We start from the raw sequence: 21658 nt of genomic DNA, 5'->3' as shown, positions 1-21658 counted from the left end.
GCGCCCAGTGCCGGAACGCCGCCTCCCGCCAGACGCTCACAAGCCTTCCCCCCTCGCCACCAAGGACCATCCGCATGGCCGAACATCCCACGCCGCCCCTTCCCGCCCAGCAACAGCCCATGCCCGGCCGCAGCGCGGCGATGGATCCCCAGCCCGATTATGGCGAAACCAGCTATCGCGGCTCGGGCAAGCTCGAGGGCCGCGCCGCGATCATCACGGGCGGCGACAGCGGCATCGGGCGCGCCGTCGCGCTCGCCTTCGCGCGTGAGGGCGCCGATGTGCTCATCAGCTATTATGACGAGGAGGAGGATGCGCAGGAGACCCGCCGCCTGATCGAATCCGCCGGCCGCAAGGCGGTGCTCGTCGCCGGCGACATCAAGCAGCCCGCGCATTGCCGCGCCATCGTCGAGCAGGCGCTCGCCGCCTTCGGCCGGCTCGACATCCTCGTCAACAACGCCGCGCACCAGGCGACCTTCCAGGACATTGGCGAGATCAGCGACGAGGAATGGGAGGTGACCTTCGCCACCAACATCCACGCCATCTTCTACCTCACCAAGGCGGCGGTGCCGCACCTGAAGCCCGGCGCCTCGATCATCAACACCAGCTCGGTCAATGCCGACAAGCCGTCGGAGCAGCTGCTCGCCTATGCCACCACCAAGGGGGCGATCCAGAATTTCACCAACGGCCTGGCGCAGATGCTCGCCGAGAAGGGAATCCGGGTCAATTGCGTGGCGCCGGGGCCGGTCTGGACGCCGCTGATCCCCTCGACCATGCCGGAGGAGAAGGTGAAGAGCTTCGGCCAGCAGACGCCGCTCGGCCGCCCCGCCCAGCCCAGCGAACTCGCGGCGCCCTATGTGCTGCTCGCCAGCGACGAGGCGAGCTATATCTCGGCGGCGACGATCCCGGTGACGGGCGGCACACCCTTCATCTGATCGACAGCGGGCCGCCCCGGCGGCGATGGCGGCGCGTCACGCGATGGCGCGCCGCCTCACCCCCGGGGCGGCCGCCCGCCTCAGCGTATCTCCTCGTCGCGCTCCTCTTCCACGCTGTCATGCGCCTCGCGCGCGGCGCGGACGAAAAAGACCAGCACGATCACCGCCACGATCGCCCCGAGCCCGATGAACAGCGCGCCGAACAGACCCGGCGGCCCATAGTCGATAGAAAAGTCCATGCGGACCCAACGCCCACGGGTCCGCCGCGTGCCCTCACCCGCGTCAAATAGGGTCAAGCCCGCCCCCTGGGGAAAACCACAGATCAGTACTACGGGAAATCACCGGTATTGAAGTGGTGTCGTCGATCCGTCATGTTTTCGCACGTGAGCCGCAACGATACCGCAAGTTAATCCGGCCGGTATCGCTACGGCGCCATGCGTTAAGCCAGTATAACCAAATATAACAAAACTCTTGCTCGGGTCCGATCCTGAGCAGGCGAAGGGCCGCGCGCTTCGCATGCACGAATGCGCGCCACATCATTCCGGTTCGACAAATGCCGGGCGCCGGAGGGCGCTTCCAGCAGGGGGGAAGTCATGCGAGCAAGGTGGATGACGTCATCGTGCCTCACGGCGGCGCTGGTCGCGCTGGCGGCGGGGCGGGCCGAAGCGGCCGAGGTGCCGGGCCAGGACAAGGCGGCTACGGCCGAGACGGACACGCAGCGGACCGCCGATCCGGGCGCCATCGTCGTGACCGGCACACGTATTCAACGGCTTAACTATAAGGCGGCGGCGCCGATTCTGTCCGTTTCCGCGCGAGACATCGCCGCCCAGGCGCCGGTGAATATTGAGGAAGTGCTCAACCGGCTGCCGCAGATCGCGCCGGACAGCCAGCAGAACTACCAGGATTCGGATGGCCGCCAGCGGATCAAGCTCCGTAATCTTGGATTTGAGCGGACGCTGACGCTAGTCGACGGCAAGCGGCTGGGCACCATGAACGGTGCCGACGCCAACATGATTCCCGTCGCCCTTGTCCAGCGCGTCGACGTGCTGACGGGTGGCGCATCGGCGGTCTATGGCTCGGATGCGGTGGCCGGCGTGGTCAATTTCATCCTCAAACATGATTTCGAGGGCGTCCAGCTCAACGCCAATTACGGCTTCTACAATCATAACAATCGCGAAACGGTCACCACCCGCGCGGCACGCGACTATGGCTTTCCCGTCCCGCGCGGCATGACCACGGATGGCGGCCGGGGTGATTTCTCCCTTACGGCGGGGCACGGCTTCTTCAACGGCGCGCTGCAGCTTGTCGGCTTCGTTGACTATCGCTGGAGCGACCGCGTGCCCAATGTCGCGCGAGACTTCGCGGCCTGCGGGCTGACGGATGCCGATCCCAAAGATCCCGGCTGCAGCGCCTCTTCCTACAGCAAGAATGGCACCATCGTCGTCCAGGGCGGGCCCGCGAAAGGCAAGACCTTCGTCAATAATCCGGATGGAAGCGGCACGTTCGTGCCCTATGGCACCGGACCGGGCCTCGCCGCCAATCGCTATGAGCAGACCGAGCTTCAACGGCGCGACCGCAGGATAAATGCCGGCGGCTTTGCGACGCTGACCCTCTCGCCCGCTTTGGAACTTTATGCCGATCTGCTCTGGTACCAGGACCGGTCTTATCGGGTCTCGCCCCCCGTCGCTTATTCCTACAGCGCCTTCGACGACTCGAAGGACAAGCCGTATGTGATCAGCTGCGACAATCCCTTCCTGACGGCAAGTCAGGCGACCACCTTGTGCGGTGCCGATGCCGGTCGGGCGGACGTGACCATTCCGCTGGACGTGAAATATCGCCTCGCCCTGCCCCAGCAGGAGGAGCAGTATACCCGGAACGGCTTCCGCCTGAGCGCCGGTGTGCGCGGTGAAATTGCCCAGGGCTGGCGCTACGATGTCGGCACCGTCTACGCCTATAACCGCTCTACTTATGTAGCGGACTCCTACTCCGATCCCGCGCGTCTGCGGCGCGCGCTGGATGTGGTGCTGGTGAATGGCACGCCGACCTGCCGGGCCAAGCGCGACGGTATTGACGAGGCCTGCGTCCCCTTCAACGCCTTCAAGGCCGGCAACAGCGATGTGGCCGCCTATCACTATATGGCAAACCGGATGGATGGCCGCTTCTATAGCAGCACCAGCCTCACCGACGTACTCGCGACGCTGCAGGGCGACCTGGGGCGCTACGGCATCGTCTCTCCCTTTGCGCGCCAAAGCGTCGCGGTGGCGCTCGGCGCCGAGTTCCGGCGCGATACGTTCAAGGACTGGGCGGATGCGCGCTTTCGCATGGTGAGCGGAGGCTCGGACCGCTTCCTTTCTCAGCATGTCTGGGAAGGCAATGTGGAGGTGCAGGCCCCGCTGGTGGAGGACAAGCTGTACGTAAAGCAGCTCCGGCTCGATGCCGGCTACCGCGTCTCCAAATATAGTGGCATCGGCGGAGGCTTCAAAACCTGGAAGCTTGAGGCGATCTATGCGCCAGTTTCGGACATCAGCTTCCGCGCCTCGATCAACAAGGCCGAGCGCGCCCCGACCGTCATCGAGATCAGCCAAGCCAAACGGATCAGCTACGCCCGCGAGGTGATGAACGATATCTGCGCGCCGACGCCGGCGCTCGATCCGGCCGACAAGAGCAAGACGATCTACACGCCGCCCAAAGCATCGCTTGAAATGTGCCATGCCCAAGGCGTGCCAGACAATATGTACGGATCAAAGGATCTGCTCTGCCCCGAAGAGGGCTGCACGCTGCGCTATGGCGCCCTGTCGGTCGAGCCGGAAGACGCCATCACCAAAAGCTTCGGCGTGGTCCTCACGCCCAGCTTGCTACCCGGGCTGAGCCTCTCGGTGGATCGCTGGATGATCCAGATCAACAACGCGATCGGCTTCAACTATGGCAGCTTTTTCATGCAGCGCTGCCTCGAGATCAAATCTGATTTCTACTGCTCCAAAATCGTTCGCAATCCGGACGGCACGCTGTCGAGCCCGCTCACCGGATCGCCGAGCCGCGGCTTTGTCGACGCGGGCACCACGAACTTCTACACAAGCATCTCGCGAGGCATAGATTTCCAGGCGCAATTGGCGCACGGGATCGGAAAGATCGGCAAGATCGATGTCAGCTTCGCCGGCACGCTGATGACCTTTGCCGGCGGCCAAGAAGCCTCCACTCTACCGCGCAGCAACTGCGTCGGCTATATGAATTGCCAGCTAATGCCGCGCTGGACCCATGGCCTGCGCACCGGCTTCACCACACGCGACGGGCATTTCAGCGTTTCGTTCAACTGGCGCTATGTTGGTTCGCTCACCAACAGCCGCAATTCCGGCCGGCCCGAACTGGGCTGGGAAGCGGGCAAGGAGCGCAAGACCTTCTATCGGATCGCGCCGCAGAACTATTTCGATCTTTGGACCGGCGTCACCGTGGCCAAGCGCCTAACGCTTTCGCTCGCGATCAACAACCTGTTCGACAAGAGCCCGCCGATCCTCCCCTACGCCTATGATGTCGGCCTGTCGCGCAGCAACACGCTTCCCCAGCGCTATGACGCGCTCGGTCGCAACATCGTGTTCAGCACCGGCCTGAAATTCTGAGCGGCCTGACGGGCGACGGCGCGACGCCGTCGCCCGTCACTCCAGCGCGCGGATCAGCGCCGCCTTGCTCATGCGCGAGCGGCCCGGAATGTTGCGCGCGCGGGCCCGCGCATAGAGGCTCGCCTTGGTCTCGCCGCCGGCGGCCTGGCGCGCCTCGGTTGTGCGCAGGCGCTTGCGGTTCTCGGCCGGGGTCTGGCGATCGGAGGCGCCCGCCTCGCTGAGGCCGATCGCCACCGCCTGGCGGCGGCTCTTCACCTTGGCTCCGCTGCCGCTTTCCAGCGTGCCCTGCTTGAACTCATGGAGCACGCGCTCCACCACCGCCTTTTGCCGGCCGCTCTGCTTCGCCATCGCCTGCCTCCTCGATGCGCGAGAACAACCGGCGGCGCGGCGCGGGGTTGCATGGGGCCTCAGCTGTAGCGCTGCTCCGCCCAGGGATCGCCGCGCGCGTGATAGCCATTCACCTCCCAGAAGCCGAGCCGCTCGGCGCCGAGCAGCTCGATCCGCGCGATCCACTTGGCGCTTTTCCAGAAATAGAGATGGGGGATGACCACGCGCACCGGGCCGCCATGGGCGCGGCTGAGCGGCGCGCCCTGCCAGCCATGGACGAGCATCGCCTCGGGCGCCGCAAAATCGGCGAGCGGAACATTGGTGGTGTAGCCGTCAAAGCCGTGCAGCATCACATGCACCGCCTCCGCGCGGGGCCGCACCGCCTCGAGCAGGTCCGTCGTGCGCACGCCCTGCCAGTCATTGTCGAAGCGCGACCAGCTGGTGACGCAATGGATATCGGAGCGCACCACCGCCTGCGGCAGCGCCGCGAACCCGGCCCAATCGAGCGAGAGCGGGCGTTCGACCAGCCCATCCAGCTCCAGCCGCCAGCGCTCGCGGGCGATATCGGGTTGACGCCCGAGATCCAGCACCGGCCAGTCGCGCACCAGATGCTGGCCGGGCGGCAGCCGCGCGCCGTCATCGGCCGCGCGCGCGTCGCCGGTGAGGAACCGGCCCTCGCGCGCCCAGGCCTGTTTGGTGCGGGTCAGTTTGCTGGTGCCCTCATCGTCGGTCATCGCGGCCCCTTCTCGACGCGCGCCCAGATTAGGCGGAGCGCCACGAAAAGAACAGCATGCGGCTGCACGCGAGAAGCACGCGCGCACCGGCGAAGGCACAATCAAGGGGCGGGAAGCGAGGAAATGGTGGAGCCGAGGGGGATCGAACCCCTGACCTTCGCAATGCCATTGCGACGCTCTCCCAGCTGAGCTACGGCCCCACATATCAGTCCCGGCCGGCTGGGTTCCGGCCCCGGGAGCGCTGCCTCTATTGCAGGCCGCCCCGTCTGGCAAGCGGCTCGTGAAGATTTTTTTGGACCCTCCGAGCCGCCCGTCCCATCGGCTTATTGCTCGTCATCCTCTTCGTGCTTGGCCACGCCGAGATCATCGTCGCCACCCAGATCGGTGTCGTCGTCGACGGGCTCGCCATCCTCTTCCTCGATGTCCAGATCCTCGGCGAGATCGGCATCGGCTTCGGTGTCGGCCACTTTCTCGACCGGCTTGGGCGCGTCGAACGGCAGGGGCTGCTTGGATTTCAGAACCGGCTCCGGCGCCCAGGACACGCCGCAATTGATGCAGGTGGCCGGATCGTCCTTGCCGAGATCGTAGAAGCGGGTGCCGCATTTCGGGCAGGTCCGCTTGGTGCCCCATTCAGGCTTCACCATGTATGTTCGTCCCATCGAGTCGGATTGACGCCGCCGGCGCGCAAGCGCGGCGACGCGACGCGGCCGGCGCCTTGCCACAGGGCCACGCCGCTGTCAAAAGCCCGGCGCCATGGATCATGCCGCGCCCCAACCCCTTCGCCTCGCCGCGCCCGCCCCGCTCTCCGGCCAGGTGGCCGTGCCCGGCGACAAATCGATCTCGCATCGCGCGCTGATGCTCTCCGCGCTGGCGGTGGGCCAGAGCCGGATCGAGGGGCTGCTGGAGGGCGAGGATGTGCTCGCCACCGCGGCCGCGATGCGCGCGATGGGCGCCACCATCGAACGCGACGCGGCGGGTGTGTGGATCGTCTCCGGAGTCGGCGTCGGCGGCTTGCTCCAGCCCGCCACCGCGCTCGACATGGGCAATTCGGGCACGTCGACGCGGTTGCTGATGGGCCTGGTGGCGAGCCATGCCGTCACCGCCACCTTCATCGGCGATGCGTCGCTCTCCAAGCGGCCGATGGGCCGCGTGATCGAGCCGCTGTCGCGGATGGGCGCGGCCTTCACCGCCTCGCCGGGCGATCGGCTGCCGCTGATGGTGCGCGGCCTGGTGCCGGCGGTGCCGATCCAGTACCGCCTGCCGGTCGCCTCGGCGCAGGTCAAATCGGCGCTGCTGCTGGCCGGGCTCAACACGCCGGGCATCACCGAAATCGTCGAGCCCGTGCCCACGCGCGACCATAGCGAGCGGATGCTGCGCGGCTTCGGCGCCGACCTCACGGTCGAGACGGAGGATGCGGGCGCGCGCGTGATCCGGCTCACCGGCGAGGCCGAATTGCGGCCGCAACAGGTGGTGGTGCCGGGCGATCCCTCGTCCGCCGCCTTCCCCGCCGTCGCCGCGCTGCTGGTGCCTGGGTCCGAGGTGGTGATCGAGAATGTCGGCCTCAACCCGACCCGCGCCGGCCTCTACACGCTGCTGCGCGCCATGGGCGGCGACATCGCCTTCGAGAATCCGCGCGAAGCCGGCGGCGAGCCGGTGGCCGATCTGCGCGTGCGCGCCTCCACCCTGTCGGGCATCGAGGTGCCGCCCGCCCTGGCGCCGAGCATGATCGACGAATTCCCGATCCTGTTCGTCGCCGCCGCGCTGGCGCAGGGCCGCACCGTGGCGCGCGGGCTGGAGGAGTTGCGCGTCAAGGAGAGCGATCGCATCGCGGTAATGGCCGAGGGCCTGCGCGCGATCGGCGCGCGGGTGGAGGAAGTGGAGGACGGGCTGGTGATCGATGGCAGCGGCGGCACGCCGCTGGCGGGCGGCGCCACCGTGGCGGCGCATCTCGATCACCGCATCGCGATGAGCTTCGCCGTGGCCGGGCTGGTCAGCCGCGCGCCGGTGACGATCGACGATGCGCGTCCGATCGCCACCAGCTTCCCGCAATTCATCGGCCTGATGGAAAGCCTCGGCGCAGAGCGCGGTCTGGACGTGGCGGCATGATCATCGCGGTCGACGGACCCGCCGCCTCGGGCAAGGGCACCATCGCCAAGGCGCTGGCCCGGCATTACGGCCTGCCGCATCTCGATACCGGGTTGCTCTATCGCGCGGTCGGCATCTCGGTGCTGCGTCATGGCGGCGATCCCGCCAACGCGCTGGACGCGCAGCGCGCCTGCGGGTTCGAGGAGGTGCTGCTCGCCGATCCCGGATTGAAGAGCGAGGCCGCCGGCCGAGCCGCCTCGATCGTCTCGGCGCATCCCGCGGTGCGCGCGGCCCTGCTCGAGCGGCAGCGCGCCTTCGCCGCCCAGCCCGGCGGCGCGGTGCTGGACGGCCGCGACATCGGCACGGTGATCGCACCCGAGGCGCGGGCCAAGCTGTTCGTCACCGCCACGCCCGAGGTGCGCGCCCGCCGCCGCTATGACGAGCTGATCGGGCTGGGCCTGTCGGTGGACTATGACCATGTGCTGGGCGACATCCGCGCCCGCGACGAGCGCGACAGCGCGCGCTCGGCGGCGCCGCTCCGCCAGGCCGAGGATGCCGTGTTGCTCGATACCAGCGCGCTCGACGTGGCCGCCGCCGTGGCCGCCGCCATCGCGCTCGTGGAGGCGGCGGCGCGCTGAGCCGGCGGGCGCGGCGCGCGCCCTCCGCTCAGCCGACCAGCGCCAGCCTTGGCGCCTCGAACGGCGCGAGCCGCGCCGAGGCGATGCCCGGCACCCGCTCCACCCGCGCCACCAGTTCGGCATCGAAAAGATAGTCGGTGCCGGCCAGAATGTGCACCGGCGTACCGCCCGGGCCGGTGGCGAAGATGTGCAGCTCGCCCTTGCCGCCGCCCCGCGCCGGGGCGAGCAGCGCCGCCACCGGGGCCGCCGCCGCCTCGGCCTCGATCCACAGGTCGAGGCGCAGCCGGGTGGCCATGGTCATGCCCTCGAACGGGCGGACCGCACGGATGGTGACGCGCGGCGTCTCGTCGCCCTCGCGCCGGTCCAGCTCCACCATCAGCTGCGCGCAGCCGCCGGCCTTGGCGATCTCCTCGATCCGCACCGCCACCTCGTCGTCGAAGCAGCTGGCCATATATTGGCCGGTCGCATCGGAGCAGACCGCGAAGAGATAGCGCCGGCCGCTCTTGGCGGCGGTGCGCCAGCTCGCGCCCTCGATCAACGCCGCCATGGCGACGCTGGGCTGGGGCTGGCGCCGCCCGCGATCGTCCACCTGCACCGGCGGCCCCGGCGGCATGGCGCAGACCTGCGCGAAGGAGCGGCAGCCATGCGCCTGGGCGAGGTGGCGGAAGCGATCGGTGGGATGCGCCGAGAAATAGAAGCCGAAGGCCTCCTTCTCGGCCGCCATCGCCTCCGCCATCGTCCAGTGCGCGCCCGGCAGGCGGATCGGCGGCACATCGGCGGGGCCGCCGAACAGGCCGCCCTGCCCGCTGGTGCGTGCCTCGTGCGCGGCGGCGGCATGGGCGAGGATCGTCTCCGCGCCGCCATGCACCGCCGCGCGCTCAAGGCCCAGCGGCTCGAACGCGCCGCCGGCGGCAAGGCTTTCCAGCTGGCGGCGGTTGAGCAGCCGGGGATCGATGCGATCGGCGAAATCCTCGAGGCTGGCGAAGGCGCCGCCGCGGCGGCGTTCCGCCACCAGCTCCTCCATCGCGCGCTCACCCACGCCCTTGAGCGCGCCGAGCGCGTAGCGCACCGCGCCGCCCTCGCCCTCGCCCTGCGGCTCGACGCTGAACTCGGCCTCGCTCTGGTTGATCGAGGGCGGCAGGCAGGCGACGTCCATGCGCCGCATATCCTCCACGAACACCGCCAGCTTGTCGGTCTGCGCCATGTCGTAGCACATCGAGGCGGCGAAGAATTCCGGCTTGTGGTGCGCCTTCATCCAGGCGGTCTGATAGGCGACGAGCGCATAGGCGGCGGCATGGCTCTTGTTGAAGCCATAGCCCGCGAACTTGTCGATCAAGTCGAACAGTTCGTTGGCCTTGTCCGCGCCGATCTGATTCTTGGCGCAGCCGTCGATGAAGCGCTGGCGCTGCGCGTCCATCTCGGCCTTGATCTTCTTGCCCATCGCACGGCGCAGCAGGTCGGCCTCGCCCAGGCTGTAGCCGGCCAGCACCTGGGCCGCCTGCATCACCTGCTCCTGATAGACGAAGATGCCGTAGGTTTCCTTGAGAATGCCCTCCAGCAGCGGATGCGGATATTCGATCGGCTCGCGGCCATTCTTCCGCGCGCCGAACATCGGGATATTGTCCATCGGGCCGGGCCGGTAGAGCGAGACCAGCGCGATGATGTCCTCGAAGCAGGTTGGCCGCACCGCCGACAGGGTGCGGCGCATGCCCTCGGATTCGAGCTGGAACACGCCCACCGTATTGCCGGACATCAGCAGCTCGAACACCGCCGGATCGTCCCAGGCGAGCGCCGCGAGATCGACCGCGATCCCGCGCCGCGCCAGCATCTGCACCGCCTTCTGCAGGACCGACAGCGTCTTCAGCCCGAGAAAGTCGAACTTCACCAGGCCCGCATCCTCGACATGCTTCATGTCGAACTGGGTGACGGGCATGTCCGAGCGCGGATCGCGATACAGCGGCACCAGCTGGTCCAGCGGCCGGTCGCCGATCACCACGCCCGCGGCATGGGTGGAGGAATGGCGGGGAAAGCCCTCGAGCTTCATCGCCAGATCGAAGAGTCGCCGCACCTGCGGCTCGCGCGTCACCTCGGTATGCAGCTCCGAGACGCCGTTGAGCGCGCGCTCCAGCGTCCAGGGGTCGGTGGGATGGTTGGGCACCAGCTTGGCGAGGCGATCCACCTGGCCATAGCTCATCTGCAGCACGCGGCCGGTATCCTTCAGCACTGCGCGCGCCTTCAGCTTTCCGAAGGTGATGATCTGCGCGACATGGTCGCGCCCGTATTTCTCCTGCACGTAGCGGATCACTTCGCCGCGCCGGGTTTCGCAGAAATCGATGTCGAAGTCCGGCATCGAGACGCGCTCGGGATTGAGGAAGCGCTCGAACAGCAGCCCCAGCCGCAGCGGATCGAGATCGGTAATGGTGAGCGCCCAAGCGACCACCGAGCCCGCCCCCGAGCCGCGCCCGGGGCCCACCGGGATATCGTGATCCTTCGCCCATTTGATGAAATCGGCGACGATCAGGAAATAGCCCGGAAAGCCCATGCGGACGATGATGTCCGTCTCGAAGTCGAGCCGCTCGAAATAGGCGGCGAAGCGCGGCTCGAGCGGCCCCTCGGGCTGATAGTGGCGCAGCCGCGCCTCCAGCCCGGCGCGGGCGTCGCGCCGCAGCATCGCCGCCTCGCCCTCGCGATCGCCCGCCAGGCTGGGCAGGATCGGCTTGCGCTTGGGGGCGGCGAAGGCGGTGCGGGTGGCGACCAGCGCGGTGTTGGCGATCGCCTCGGGCAGATCGGCGAAGGCGTCGGCCATCGCCTCGGCGGGCTTGAGCCAGGCATCGGCGAGCGAGCGGCGCCGCTCGTCCGAATCGAGATAGGCCGAATCGGCGATGCACAGCATGGCGTCGTGCGCGCCGTGGAAATCCGGCTCCAGGAAGCAGGCGGGATTGGTCGCCACCAGCGGCCAGCCGCGCGCATAGGCGAGCGCGACCAGCGCCGGCTCGGCCTGTTCCTCGATCGCCATGCCGCGCCGCGCCAGCTCGATGAACAGCCGATCGGGGAAGAGCGCCGCGAGCCGATCGGCATAGGCCTCGCCATGCGCGGCCTGGCCCTCGCCGTAGAGGCGCGCCAGCGCGCCATCGGCCGCGCCGGTCAGCGCGATCAGCCCGTCGGTGCGGCCTTCCAGCGCCGCCATAGGCACATGCGCATCCTGCTCGATCGGCCGATCGAGATGCGCCGCGGAGACGAGCGCGCAGAGATTGTCGTAGCCGGTCGCGTCCTGCGCGAAGAGCGGCAGCCAGTCGATCACCGGCGGCTTGCCTTCCTCGGCGCCACCGCAGGCGGCCGGGCGCGCCACGCCCAGGAGCGCGCCGATGATCGGCTGCACCCCCTCGGCCTTGGCGGCGGCGGAGAAGGCCATGGCGGCGTAGAGGCCGTTGCGGTCGCAGATCGCGGCGGCCGGGAAGCCGCGCTTGGCGGCGGCCTTGGCCAGCGCCTTGGGATCGATCGCGCCCTCGAGCATGGTGAAGGCGGTGAAGACTCGCAGCGGCACGAACGGGGAATGCATCCCCTCCCTATGCGCCAAGGCGGGGCGTCTGGCCATGGCCAAGCGGCGCCCGATCCGCGCCTGGTCGCTCGACAAGTCCGGGTCGCGGCGCCATGTAGCGGCGGTGGACGGCAAGCGCATTCTTCTCGTGATCGGCGGCGGCATCGCCGCGTATAAGGCGTGCGAGCTGATCCGCGCGCTTCGCCGCGCGGGCGCCTCGGTGCGCTGCGTGCTGACCGAGGCGGGCGCCCAGTTCGTGCCCGCGCTGACCTTGGCGGCGCTATCCGAAAATCCCGTGCATACCAGCCTCTGGGATCTCAAGGACGAGGTCGAGATGGGGCATATCCAGCTCAGCCGCGAAGCCGATCTGGTGGTGGTGTGCCCGGCCACCGCCGATCTGCTGGCGCGCATGGCGGCCGGCCTCGCCAATGATCTCGCCACCACGCTGCTGCTCGCCACCGACAAGCCCGTGCTCGCCGCACCCGCCATGAACGTGCGCATGTGGCTGCACCCCGCCACGCAGCGCAATGTGGCGCGGCTGCGGGCCGATGGCGTGACGGTGATCGAGCCCGAGGAGGGGCCGATGGCGTGTGGCGAGTTCGGCCCCGGCCGCCTGCCGGGAACGGACGCGCTCCTCGCCGCGATCGCCGCCGCGCTGGCGCCGTCCGCCGCCGCGCCCGCACCCGCGCCGCTGGCCGGGCGGCACATGCTCGTCACCGCCGGGCCCACGCACGAACCGATCGATCCCGTCCGCTACATCGCCAACCGCTCCTCGGGGCGCCAGGGCTTCGCCCTTGCCGGCGCGCTGGCGCGACTCGGCGCGCGGGTCACGCTGGTCGCCGGCCCCGTTTCTCTCCCCACGCCCGCGGGCGTCACCCGCGTCGATGTCGAGAGCGGGCGGGCCATGGCCGCCGCCGTCGATGCGGCGCTACCGGCCGATGCCGCCATCCTCGTCGCCGCCGTGGCGGACTGGTATGCCGAGCCGGCGCCGCAAAAGGTGAAGAAGGGCGAGGCCGCGCCTTCGCTCGCGCTGCACCTAAATCCGGACATTCTCGCCGGCCTGGCGCGCGATCCGCGCCGCCCGCGTCTGCTGGTCGGCTTCGCCGCCGAGACCGAGCAGCTGCTCGCCCACGCCACCGCCAAGCGCGCCCGCAAGGGTTGCGACTGGATCGTCGCCAACGACGTGTCGGGCGATGTGATGGGCGGCGCGGAAAACCGCGTGCTGCTCGTCACCGAGACCGGTGTCGAGGAATGGCCGCGCCTCGCCAAGACCGCGGTGGCCGAACGGCTCGCCGCCCGCATCGCCGCGACACTCACGGAGCCCCAATGATCGAGATCGCGCTCAAGCGCCTGCCCCATGGCGAAGGCCTGCCCGCCCCCGCCTATGCCACCACCGGCGCGGCCGGGCTGGATATCGTCGCCGCCGAGGATGTGTGCCTCGCGCCGGGCGCGCGCCACGCGGTGGCGACCGGCTTCGCGGTGGCGATCCCGCCGGGCTTCGAGATCCAGGTGCGGCCGCGTTCGGGGCTGGCGCTCAAACATGGCGTCACCTGCCTCAACAGCCCCGGCACGATCGATGCGGACTATCGCGGCGAGGTGAAGGTGATCCTCGCCAATCTCGGCGCCGAGCCTTTTCAGGTGACGCGCGGCGAACGCATCGCCCAGCTGGTGCCGGCGGCGGTCGAGGCGGCGCGGCTGATCGAGGTGCAGGAGCTGGACGATACGGTGCGCGGCACCGGCGGCTTCGGCTCCACGGGCCGGCATTCGCTGCCATGACGCTCAGCGACACCCAGCTGGATCGCTATGCCCGCCACATCATCCTCAAGGAGGTGGGCGGCAGCGGCCAGGCTCGGCTGCTGGCCGCGCATGTGCTGGTGATCGGCGCGGGCGGAATCGGCTCCCCGCTTATCCAATATCTCGCCGCCGCCGGGATCGGCCGGCTGACGGTGGCGGACGACGATATCGTCGCCCTCTCCAACCTTCAGCGCCAGACGCTGTTCGGCACGCGCGATGTCGGCACGCGCAAGGTCGTCGCCGCCGCCAACGCGGTGCAGCGGCTCAATCCGGACGTGCAATTCACCCCGGTGGACCAGCGCCTCACCGCCGCCACCGCCGCGCCGCTGCTCGCGGCGGCCGATGTGGTGGTGGACGGATCGGACAATTTCGCCACCCGCCTCGCCATCGCCGATGCCGCGCACGAAGCGCGCGTGCCGCTGGTTTCGGCCGCGGTCGGCCAGTTCGAGGCGCAGATCGCCGTCTATCGCGGCTGGGAGCCCGACAAGCCCTGCTATCGCTGCCTCGTCGGCGGCGATCCCGAGCGACCGGGCACCAGCTGCGCGGACGAGGGCGTGCTCGGCGCGATGACCGGCGTCGCCGGCAGCCTCGCCGCGATCGAGGCGATCCGCCAGGTCGTGCCCTTTGGCGAGGATACGGCGGGCCGGCTGCTGATCGTGGACGCGCTCGCCTTCCGCTTCCGCACCATCGCGGTGCCCCGCGATCCGGCCTGCCGATGCGCGGCCTGACGGTCATCGTCACCGCGCCCGGGCGGCTGCGCCCGGCGCTGGAGCTGGCGGCGGCCAAGGCGGCGCTGGGCGCGCGCGTGCGGCTCTTCCTTCAGGGCGATGCCGTGGGTGCGCTGCGCCCTCCGGTGGCCGAGGCGGACGATGATCGCTTTCGCGCCGCCGGCCTGCCCGCGCTGGCGCAATTGCTGGAGGAGGCGCTGGCGCTGAATGTCCGCGTCATCGCCTGCCAGACGGGGCTCGATCTCGCCGGCCTGGCCGCGACCGCGCTCGATCGCCGCATAAGCTATGGCGGGCTGGTGAGCCTGATGCTCGATCTCGACGACGATCGGCTGGTCGCGTTGTAACGGCCGGGGGGCGCCGTCGCGACGCCCGCCCCTATTCCGCCGCCTCGTCGGCGGGCTCGGCCTTCTTCTTGCGCGCCGGCGCCTTTTTCGCGGCGGCGGGCTTGGCGCCGCTCGCCGCCTTCTTGGCCGACGCCTTTTTGGCGGGCGCCTTCTTCTTGCCCTTGGCCGGCGCCTTGGCCGCGCGCTCGGCGAGCAGCAGCACCGCCTCGTCCAGCGTCAGCGTCTTCGGCTCCTTGCCCTTGGGCAAGGTGGCGTTGGTGGTGCCGTCGGTGACATAGGGGCCGTAGCGGCCTTCCATCACCTTGATCTCCGCGCCATCGGCGCCGGCGCCCAGCGTGGCGAGCGGCTCGCGGCTGGCGCCCTGACGTCGCCCTCCGCCGGCCGCCGCCTCGGCGAGCTTGACGACGGCGGCGTTCATGCCCGTCTCGAACACATCCGCCGTGGAGCCGAGCCGCGCATATTTGCCGTCATGCGCAAGATAGGGGCCATAGCGGCCGATCGAAGCGGTCACCGGCTTGCCCGTCTCGGGATGCGCGCCCACCGTGCGCGGCAGCGACAGCAGCTTGAGCGCCATGGCGAGATCGGGCGTGCCGACATCCTTGGGGATCGAGGCGCGCTTGGCCTCCTTGCCCTCGCCCAGCTGGATATAGGGCCCGAAGCGCCCGGCGCGCCGCGTCACCGCCTCGCCCGTCTCGGGATCCTGGCCCAGCTCCTCGGGGCCGGAGTCATTGGCGGCCTCGCCCTCGCCGCCCGGCTGGGCGAAGCGGCGGGTATATTTGCAGTCGGGATAGTTGGAGCAGGCGATGAAGGCGCCGAACCGGCCGCCGCGCAGCGCCAGCCGGCCCTGATGGCAGGCGGGGCACAGCCGCGGATCCTTGCCGTCGCCCGTGTCGGGGAAGAGATAGGGGGCGAGGAACTGATCCAGCGCGGCCGTCACCTCCGACGGCTTCTGCTCCATGACTTCGGCCGTCTTGGGCTTGAAATCGCGCCAGAAAGCCTCGAGCACCGCCTGCCACTGGGCGCGGCCGCCGGACACGTCGTCCAGCTCCTCCTCCAGCCCGGCGGTGAAATCATAGCTCACATATTTCTCGAAGAAGCGCTCGAGAAACGCCGTCACCAGCCGCCCGCTCTCCTCGGCGTGGAAGCGGTTCTTGTCGATCCGCACATAGGCGCGGTCCTTGATCGTCTGGAGGATCGAAGCATAGGTGGAGGGGCGGCCGATGCCGAGTTCCTCCATCTTCTTGACGAGCGACGCCTCCGAATAGCGCGGCGGCGGCTGGGTGAAATGCTGTTCCGCCGCCACTCCGCGCAGCGCCGGCGAATCCCCCTCGGCCAGCCGCGGCAGACGGCGCGATTCCTCGTCGCCCTCGTCGTCGCGCCCCTCCTCGTACAAGGCGAGATAGCCGGGGAAGAGCACCACCTGGCCGGTGGCGCGGAGCGCGAGCTGGCCGGTGCCGTCGGTCAGCTCCACCACCGTGCGCTCCAGCCGCGCCGAAGCCATCTGGCTGGCGAGCGCGCGCTTGTAGACCAGTTCGTAGAGCCGGGCATGATCGCCCGAGGCGGCGCGCTCGCGATTGAAGTCGGTCGGGCGGATCGCCTCGTGCGCTTCCTGCGCATTCTTCGCCTTGGCGGTGTAGTGGCGGGGCTTGTCCGGCACATAGCCGCCGTCATAGCGTGCCGCGATGGCGTGGCGGGCGGCGCTGATGGCGCTTTCGTCCATCTGCACGCCGTCGGTCCGCATATAGGTGATCAGCCCCTCCTCGTAGAGCGACTGGGCGACGCGCATCGTATGGCTGGCCGAGAAGCCGAGCTTGCGCGCGGCCTCCTGCTGGAGCGTGGAGGTGGTGAAGGGCGGCGGCGGGTTGCGGGTGAGCGGCTTGGTCTCGACCGAGGCGACGCCGAGGCGCGCCGCCTCGACATCGGCCTTGGCGGCTTCCGCCTCGCCCTGCGTGCCGAGCGCGAGCCGATCCAGCTTCGCGCCGCGCCAGCGCACCAGCCGCGCCGGGAAGGCCACGCCGTCCTGCTCCAGCTGGGCGATGACGGACCAATATTCCTGCGCGCGGAACTGCTCGATCTCGCGTTCGCGATCCACCACCAGCCGCAGCGCCACCGATTGGACGCGCCCGGCCGATTTGGCGCCGGGCAGCTTGCGCCACAGCACCGGCGAGAGGGTGAAGCCCACCAGATAATCCAGCGCGCGCCGGGCGCGGTAGGCGTCGATCAGATCCTCGTCGAGCCCGCGCGGCTGGGCCATGGCCTGGGTCACGGCGGGCTTGGTGATGGCGTTGAAGGTGACGCGCTGCACCGCCTTGGGCAGCGCCCGGCGCTTCCGCAGCACCTCCTGGACATGCCAGGAAATCGCCTCGCCCTCGCGATCGGGGTCGGTGGCGAGGATCAGCGTCTCGGCGCCCTTGGCCTCGTCCGCGATCGCCTTGAGCTGGCGCGCCTTGTCCGGATAGCTCTCCCATTCCATGGCGAAACCCTGGTCCGGATCGACCGATCCGTCCTTGGCGGGCAGATCGCGGACATGGCCATAGGAGGCCAGCACCCGGTAGCCGGGGCCGAGATATTTCTCGATGGTTTTCGCCTTGGCGGGCGATTCGACGACGACGAGCTTCATGGGGTCCCGGGCGATCCTTCGTGTGCGCCTACGAGTTGGGGAGCCGGAGCGGCCCTCGTCAAGCCGGGACGCCCGCAGCCGCGGCGCAAGCGTGTCCGAAAGGGCGCGTTCTATTTCTTCCGCGTGAAATCGACCGAGACGACGTTGGAGCCGTCTTCCTGGCTGACGCTCGGCGCGTCATTCTCCGCCTCGCCGGCGGATTCGGGCTCCATGCCCTCGGCCTGAACCTGGAACTGCAGCGCGAAATTGACGGCGGGATCGACAAAGCCCGTCACCGCCGCGAACGGCACGACCAGCTTGGCCGGCACCTGGTTGAACGACAGCCCCACCTCGAAGCCCTCGGGCGTGACGCGCAGATCCCAGAAGCGGTTCTGGATGACGATCGTCATCTCGTCGGGGAAACGCTGCGCGAGATGGGCGGGGATATCCACGCCCGGCGCCTGCGTCTTGAAGGTGATGTAGAAATGATGTTCCCCCGGCAGGCCGCCGCCGCGCTCGACCTCGCCGAGGACGCGACCGACGACCGCGCGCAGGGCTTCCTGCACGATCTCGTCATAGGGAATCAGGCTCTCGAGCTCGGCACCTTCACTCATAGCGCGTTCCTGAACGCGGGGGCCGCCAGGGTCAAGCCGTTGCGCCACACGGCGGGGGCGCTATGAGGGCGGCGCCTCTGCCGAAGGACCGTCCATGCGCCGCGCCACCGTCCGCCGCGAAACCACCGAAACCCAGCTCGCCGTCACCCTCGATCTCGATGGCAGCGGCGTCTATGCCGTTCGTACCGGCATCGGCTTCCTGGACCATATGCTGGAGCAGCTGGCCCGCCACGCGCTGCTCGATCTCACCGTCGAGGCGAAGGGCGATCTCCATATCGACCAGCATCACACCACCGAGGATTCGGCGCTCGCGATCGGCCAGGCCTTTTCGCAGGCGCTCGGCGATCGCAAGGGCATCCAGCGCTTCGGCGCCGCCTATGCGCCGATGGACGAGGCGCTGACGCGCGTCGCCATCGACATATCGGGGCGGCCCTATCTGGTGTGGCGCACCGCCTTCACCCAGTCCAAGCTCGGCGATTTCGACACCGAATTGTTCGAGCACTGGTTCCAGAGCTTCGCGCAGACCGCCGGCATCACGCTGCATGTCGAGACGCTGTACGGGCGCAACAACCATCATATCGCGGAAAGCGCGTTCAAGGCGCTGGCGCGCGCGCTGCGCGCCGCGATTGAGGTGGATCCGCGCAAGGCGGATCAGGTGCCGTCCACCAAGGGCACGCTGGGAGGCTGAATGATCATCCCGTCGCCGCGCGCTTTCACCCCGGTCGGGGCGGTCGGGAGCGCCACCCCGCGCCTCGTCGAGGCGCTTCGCCGATGACGGTGGCGCTGATCGATTACGGCGCCGGCAATCTCCGCTCGGTCGCCAACGCCCTCGCCGCCGCCGGCGCCGATACGGTGGCGATCACCGCCGATCCGGAGCGGATCGCCCGCGCCGACCGCATCGTGCTGCCCGGCGTGGGCGCGTTCGGCGCCTGTATGTCGGGCCTGCTCGCGGCGAATGGCGTGGTGGAGGCGATGGCGGAGGCGGTGGCGCTGCGCGGCCGGCCCTTTCTCGGCGTCTGCGTGGGCATGCAGCTGCTCGCGGACCGGGGCATCGAGCTTGGCGATCACAAGGGGCTGGGCTGGATCCCCGGCACGGTGCGCCCGATCGCACCCGGCCCGGCGCTGCGCGTGCCGCATATGGGCTGGAACGATGTCCATGCCGCCACGCCCCACCCGCTGCTGGTGCCGGGCGAGGCCTATTTCCTGCACAGCTTCGCCTTCGATGCCGCCGATCCGGCGCAGGTGCTGGCGCGCACCGATCATGGCGGCGCCATCACCGCCGCCGTCGGTCGCGACACCATCGTCGGCGTGCAATTCCATCCCGAGAAGAGCCAGGCCTATGGGCTGGCCTTTCTCTCCCGCTTTCTGGAGTGGCGGCCATGATCGTCTTCCCCGCAATCGACCTCAAGGCCGGCCAGATCGTGCGCCTCGCCGAGGGCGATATGGCCCGCGCCACCATCTATGGCGATGATCCGGCCGCCCAGGCGCGCCGCTTCGCCGAGCTTGGCGCCACCCATCTCCATGTCGTCGATCTCGATGGCGCCTTTGCCGGCCACGCCGTCAACGCGGCGGCGGTGGAGGCGATCGTCGCGGCCTTTCCGGGCAAGGTGCAATTGGGGGGCGGCATCCGCGACCGCGCCGCGATCGACCACTGGCTCGCGCTCGGCGTGGACCGGGTGGTGATCGGCACCGCCGCGCTCGATCATCCGCAGCTGGTGCGCGAGGCGGCGCGCGCGCTGCCCGGCCGCATCGTGGTCGGCGTGGATGCGCGCGACGGCTTCGTCGCCACCCATGGCTGGGCGGATATTTCCGAGGTGCGCGTGATCGATCTGGCGGAGCGCTTCGCCGATGCCGGCGTCGCCGCCCTGCTCTTCACCGATGTCGGGCGCGACGGGCTGCTCAAGGGCTGCAACGTCACCGCCACCCAGGCGCTGGCGGAGGCGACGACCATCCCCGTCATCGCCAGCGGCGGCGTCGCGGGCATGGCCGATATCCACGCGCTCAAGGCGGTGACGGCGGATCTCTCGGGCGGCGGCATCGAGGGCGTGATCACCGGCCGCGCTTTGTATGACGGCCGGCTCGATCTCGCCGAGGCGCTGCGCGTGGCGGCGGCATGAGCGTCCGCGTCCGCGTCATCCCCTGTCTCGACGTGGCCGGCGGCCGCGTCGTGAAGGGCGTCAACTTCCTCGATCTCGCCGATGCCGGCGACCCGGTGGAGCAGGCGCGGATCTATGATGCGGCACGCGCCGACGAGCTGTGCTTTCTCGACATCACCGCCAGCCACGAGGAGCGCGGCACGCTGCTCGATGTGGTGGCGCGCACCGCCGCCGTCTGCTTCATGCCGCTCACCGTCGGCGGCGGCGTTCGCACCGTCGAGGATGCGCGCGCGCTGCTACTGGCGGGGGCGGACAAGGTGGCGGTGAACTCCGCCGCCGTCGCCCGGCCGGCGCTGGTGGGCGACATGGCCGAGCGGTTCGGCGCGCAATGCGTGGTCGGCGCGATCGATGCGCGGCGGACCGGGCCGGATCGGTGGGAAGTCTATACCCATGGCGGCCGCCGGCCGACCGGCATCGATGCCATCGCCCATGCGCGCGATCTCGCCGCCCGGGGCGCGGGCGAGCTGCTCGTCACCTCGATGGACCGCGACGGCACGCGCGACGGCTATGATCTCGCCTTGACCCGCGCGATCGCGGACGCGGTGACGGTGCCGGTGATCGCCAGCGGCGGTGTCGGCACGCTGGATCATCTCGTCGAAGGCGTGCGCGATGGTGGCGCCTCGGCGGTGCTTGCCGCCTCGATCTTCCATTTCGGCCAGCACAGCGTCGCCGAGGCCCACCGGGCGCTCGCCGCGGCCGGCCTGCCGGTGCGCGGTTGACGCGCGCCGCCCCCGCCCGCAAGACCGACGCCATGGCCGATACGCTCCTCCGCCTCGAAGCCACCATCGCCGCGCGCCGCGACGCCGCGCCCGATGGTTCCTATGTCGCCGCCCTGTTCGCCAAGGGCCTGCCCAAGATCGCGCAGAAGCTTGGCGAGGAAGCGGTGGAAACGGTGATCGCGGCGCTCGGGGAGGATCAGGCCGCGCTCACCGGCGAGGCGGCGGACCTGCTCTTCCATCTGCTCGTGCTGCTCGGCGCGCGCGACGTGCCGCTCGCCGCCGTGCTGGCCGAGCTTGATCGGCGCGACGGCGTGTCCGGCCTCGCCGAAAAGGCGGCGCGTTCCGCCCCCGCCGGCGCGCCCCGGCCGATCCTCGCGGCCGAGCCGCGCCTCGCGCCCGGCGCCGAGCCGGGACGCCGCCCCCGCATCCGCAAGGGCTGACCAGAGGGACCGCCATGCCCATCGACGCCACCCAGCCCTATGACGACGCCAACATCTTCGCGCGCATCCTGCGCGGCGAGATCCCGGCGCGCACCGTCTATGAGGATGCGCACGCGCTCGCCTTCCACGATATCAACCCGCAGGCCCCGCATCATGTGCTGGTGATCCCCAAGGGCCGCTATGTCTCGTGGGACGATTTCTCGTCGCGCGCGAACGATGCCGAGATCGCGGGCTTCGTCCGCGCCGTGGGCGCGGTGGCGCGCGCGGCCGGGCTGGTGGAGAGCGGCTATCGCCTTCTCGCCAATACCGGCCGGGACGCGCACCAGGAGGTGCCGCACCTCCATGTCCACATCTTCGCCGGCCGCCCGCTCGGCCCGATGCTGGCCGCCGGCTGAG

20 protein-coding genes, 1 tRNA gene and 1 pseudogene are annotated in these 21658 nt (G+C 69.6%); 14 read left to right on the top strand and 8 right to left on the bottom strand.

From position 1 onward, the window contains the following. The first annotated feature begins 74 nt into the window (after positions 1-74). The gene (locus LHA26_RS13670) at positions 75-932 is read left to right on the top strand and encodes a glucose 1-dehydrogenase (RefSeq protein WP_252166143.1); all 858 of its coding nucleotides are present in this window, start codon (positions 75-77) and stop codon (positions 930-932) included. An 80-nt stretch (positions 933-1012) separates the two neighbouring features. Here LHA26_RS13670 and LHA26_RS13665 read toward each other — a convergent pair whose 3' ends face one another. Beyond that, on the bottom strand, positions 1013-1171 hold the full coding sequence (locus LHA26_RS13665) for a hypothetical protein (protein ID WP_252166142.1): 159 nt from the start codon (positions 1169-1171) through the stop codon (positions 1013-1015). A 369-nt stretch (positions 1172-1540) separates the two neighbouring features. On the opposite strand from LHA26_RS13665, the gene LHA26_RS13660 reads away from it, so the two are divergent. Next, entirely contained in the window at positions 1541-4546 is a 3006-nt protein-coding gene (locus LHA26_RS13660) for a TonB-dependent receptor plug domain-containing protein (RefSeq protein ID WP_252166141.1), read from the top strand. Between the two features lie 36 nt (positions 4547-4582). On the opposite strand, the gene LHA26_RS13655 is transcribed toward LHA26_RS13660, so the two are convergent. The 4 genes from LHA26_RS13655 to LHA26_RS13640 all read right to left on the bottom strand — a co-directional run bounded on the left by LHA26_RS13655 (position 4583) and on the right by LHA26_RS13640 (position 6251). Further along, on the bottom strand, positions 4583-4894 hold the full coding sequence (locus LHA26_RS13655) for a DUF6496 domain-containing protein (protein ID WP_252166140.1): 312 nt from the start codon (positions 4892-4894) through the stop codon (positions 4583-4585). Between the two features lie 59 nt (positions 4895-4953). After that, positions 4954-5607 carry a sulfite oxidase-like oxidoreductase gene (locus tag LHA26_RS13650; RefSeq protein ID WP_252166139.1) on the bottom strand — a complete coding sequence of 218 codons (654 nt, stop codon included), beginning with the start codon at positions 5605-5607 and terminating at the stop codon, positions 4954-4956. Between the two features lie 124 nt (positions 5608-5731). Next, positions 5732-5807 (bottom strand) — tRNA-Ala (locus LHA26_RS13645). Between the two features lie 123 nt (positions 5808-5930). After that, complete coding sequence (locus tag LHA26_RS13640; RefSeq protein WP_252166138.1) at positions 5931-6251, bottom strand: TIGR02300 family protein; 321 nt, start codon at positions 6249-6251, stop codon at positions 5931-5933. A 109-nt stretch (positions 6252-6360) separates the two neighbouring features. Here LHA26_RS13640 and aroA point away from each other — a divergent pair, with 109 nt between their 5' ends. Both aroA and LHA26_RS13630 read left to right on the top strand, forming a co-directional pair. Next, positions 6361-7713, top strand: a complete 1353-nt coding sequence (gene aroA / locus LHA26_RS13635; RefSeq protein WP_252166137.1) for a 3-phosphoshikimate 1-carboxyvinyltransferase — start codon at positions 6361-6363, stop codon at positions 7711-7713. Beyond that, the gene (locus LHA26_RS13630; RefSeq protein ID WP_252166136.1) at positions 7710-8330 is read left to right on the top strand and encodes a (d)CMP kinase; all 621 of its coding nucleotides are present in this window, start codon (positions 7710-7712) and stop codon (positions 8328-8330) included. Before aroA ends, LHA26_RS13630 begins: the two co-directional genes overlap by 4 nt. A gap of 28 nt (positions 8331-8358) precedes the next feature. On the opposite strand, the gene dnaE is transcribed toward LHA26_RS13630, so the two are convergent. Further along, positions 8359-11889: a DNA polymerase III subunit alpha gene (dnaE, locus tag LHA26_RS13625; RefSeq protein WP_252166135.1), complete on the bottom strand. Its 3531-nt coding sequence runs from the start codon at positions 11887-11889 to the stop codon at positions 8359-8361. A 34-nt stretch (positions 11890-11923) separates the two neighbouring features. Between dnaE and coaBC the strand changes: the two genes are divergently transcribed. The 4 genes from coaBC to LHA26_RS13605 are packed head-to-tail and all read left to right on the top strand — an operon-like array spanning position 11924 to position 14734. Further along, a complete protein-coding gene (coaBC, locus tag LHA26_RS13620; RefSeq protein WP_437441217.1) occupies positions 11924-13198 on the top strand; it encodes a bifunctional phosphopantothenoylcysteine decarboxylase/phosphopantothenate--cysteine ligase CoaBC in 1275 nt (424 codons plus the stop codon). Further along, positions 13195-13644 carry a dUTP diphosphatase gene (dut, locus tag LHA26_RS13615; protein WP_252166134.1) on the top strand — a complete coding sequence of 150 codons (450 nt, stop codon included), beginning with the start codon at positions 13195-13197 and terminating at the stop codon, positions 13642-13644. The genes coaBC and dut overlap by 4 nt, the downstream gene beginning before the upstream one ends. After that, the gene (locus LHA26_RS13610) at positions 13641-14390 is read left to right on the top strand and encodes a HesA/MoeB/ThiF family protein (protein WP_252166133.1); all 750 of its coding nucleotides are present in this window, start codon (positions 13641-13643) and stop codon (positions 14388-14390) included. Before dut ends, LHA26_RS13610 begins: the two co-directional genes overlap by 4 nt. Continuing rightward, positions 14378-14734 carry a DsrE family protein gene (locus LHA26_RS13605; RefSeq protein WP_252166132.1) on the top strand — a complete coding sequence of 119 codons (357 nt, stop codon included), beginning with the start codon at positions 14378-14380 and terminating at the stop codon, positions 14732-14734. The genes LHA26_RS13610 and LHA26_RS13605 overlap by 13 nt, the downstream gene beginning before the upstream one ends. Positions 14735-14765: 31 nt before the next feature. Here LHA26_RS13605 and topA read toward each other — a convergent pair whose 3' ends face one another. Beyond that, entirely contained in the window at positions 14766-17354 is a 2589-nt protein-coding gene (topA, locus tag LHA26_RS13600; RefSeq protein ID WP_252166131.1) for a type I DNA topoisomerase, read from the bottom strand. Between the two features lie 110 nt (positions 17355-17464). Continuing rightward, a complete protein-coding gene (locus LHA26_RS13595) occupies positions 17465-17947 on the bottom strand; it encodes an SspB family protein (protein ID WP_252166130.1) in 483 nt (160 codons plus the stop codon). A 94-nt stretch (positions 17948-18041) separates the two neighbouring features. Here LHA26_RS13595 and hisB point away from each other — a divergent pair, with 94 nt between their 5' ends. The 6 genes and pseudogenes from hisB (at position 18042) to LHA26_RS13565 (ending at position 21657) form a co-directional block, all read left to right on the top strand. Next, positions 18042-18635 (top strand): imidazoleglycerol-phosphate dehydratase HisB, encoded by a 594-nt coding sequence (gene hisB, locus LHA26_RS13590; protein ID WP_252166129.1) that lies wholly within the window; start codon positions 18042-18044, stop codon positions 18633-18635. Positions 18636-18718: 83 nt separating this feature from the next. After that, positions 18719-19330, top strand: coding sequence for an imidazole glycerol phosphate synthase subunit HisH (gene hisH, locus LHA26_RS13585; RefSeq protein WP_252166128.1), 612 nt, complete (start codon positions 18719-18721; stop codon positions 19328-19330). Further along, positions 19327-20064, top strand: a complete 738-nt coding sequence (hisA, locus tag LHA26_RS13580; RefSeq protein ID WP_252166127.1) for a 1-(5-phosphoribosyl)-5-[(5-phosphoribosylamino)methylideneamino]imidazole-4-carboxamide isomerase — start codon at positions 19327-19329, stop codon at positions 20062-20064. Before hisH ends, hisA begins: the two co-directional genes overlap by 4 nt. Beyond that, positions 20061-20822: an imidazole glycerol phosphate synthase subunit HisF gene (gene hisF, locus LHA26_RS13575; protein WP_252166126.1), complete on the top strand. Its 762-nt coding sequence runs from the start codon at positions 20061-20063 to the stop codon at positions 20820-20822. The genes hisA and hisF overlap by 4 nt, the downstream gene beginning before the upstream one ends. Positions 20823-20854: 32 nt before the next feature. Beyond that, a pseudogene (locus LHA26_RS13570) lies at positions 20855-21163 on the top strand (phosphoribosyl-ATP diphosphatase); the annotation flags it as partial. A gap of 113 nt (positions 21164-21276) precedes the next feature. Beyond that, positions 21277-21657, top strand: a complete 381-nt coding sequence (locus LHA26_RS13565; protein ID WP_252166125.1) for an HIT domain-containing protein — start codon at positions 21277-21279, stop codon at positions 21655-21657. The last annotated feature ends 1 nt before the right edge of the window (position 21658 follow it).

Source organism: Sphingomonas morindae, assembly GCF_023822065.1.
GTDB classification, from domain to species: domain Bacteria; phylum Pseudomonadota; class Alphaproteobacteria; order Sphingomonadales; family Sphingomonadaceae; genus Solisphingomonas; species Solisphingomonas morindae.
This window is presented reverse-complemented; position numbering and strand designations above follow the sequence as displayed.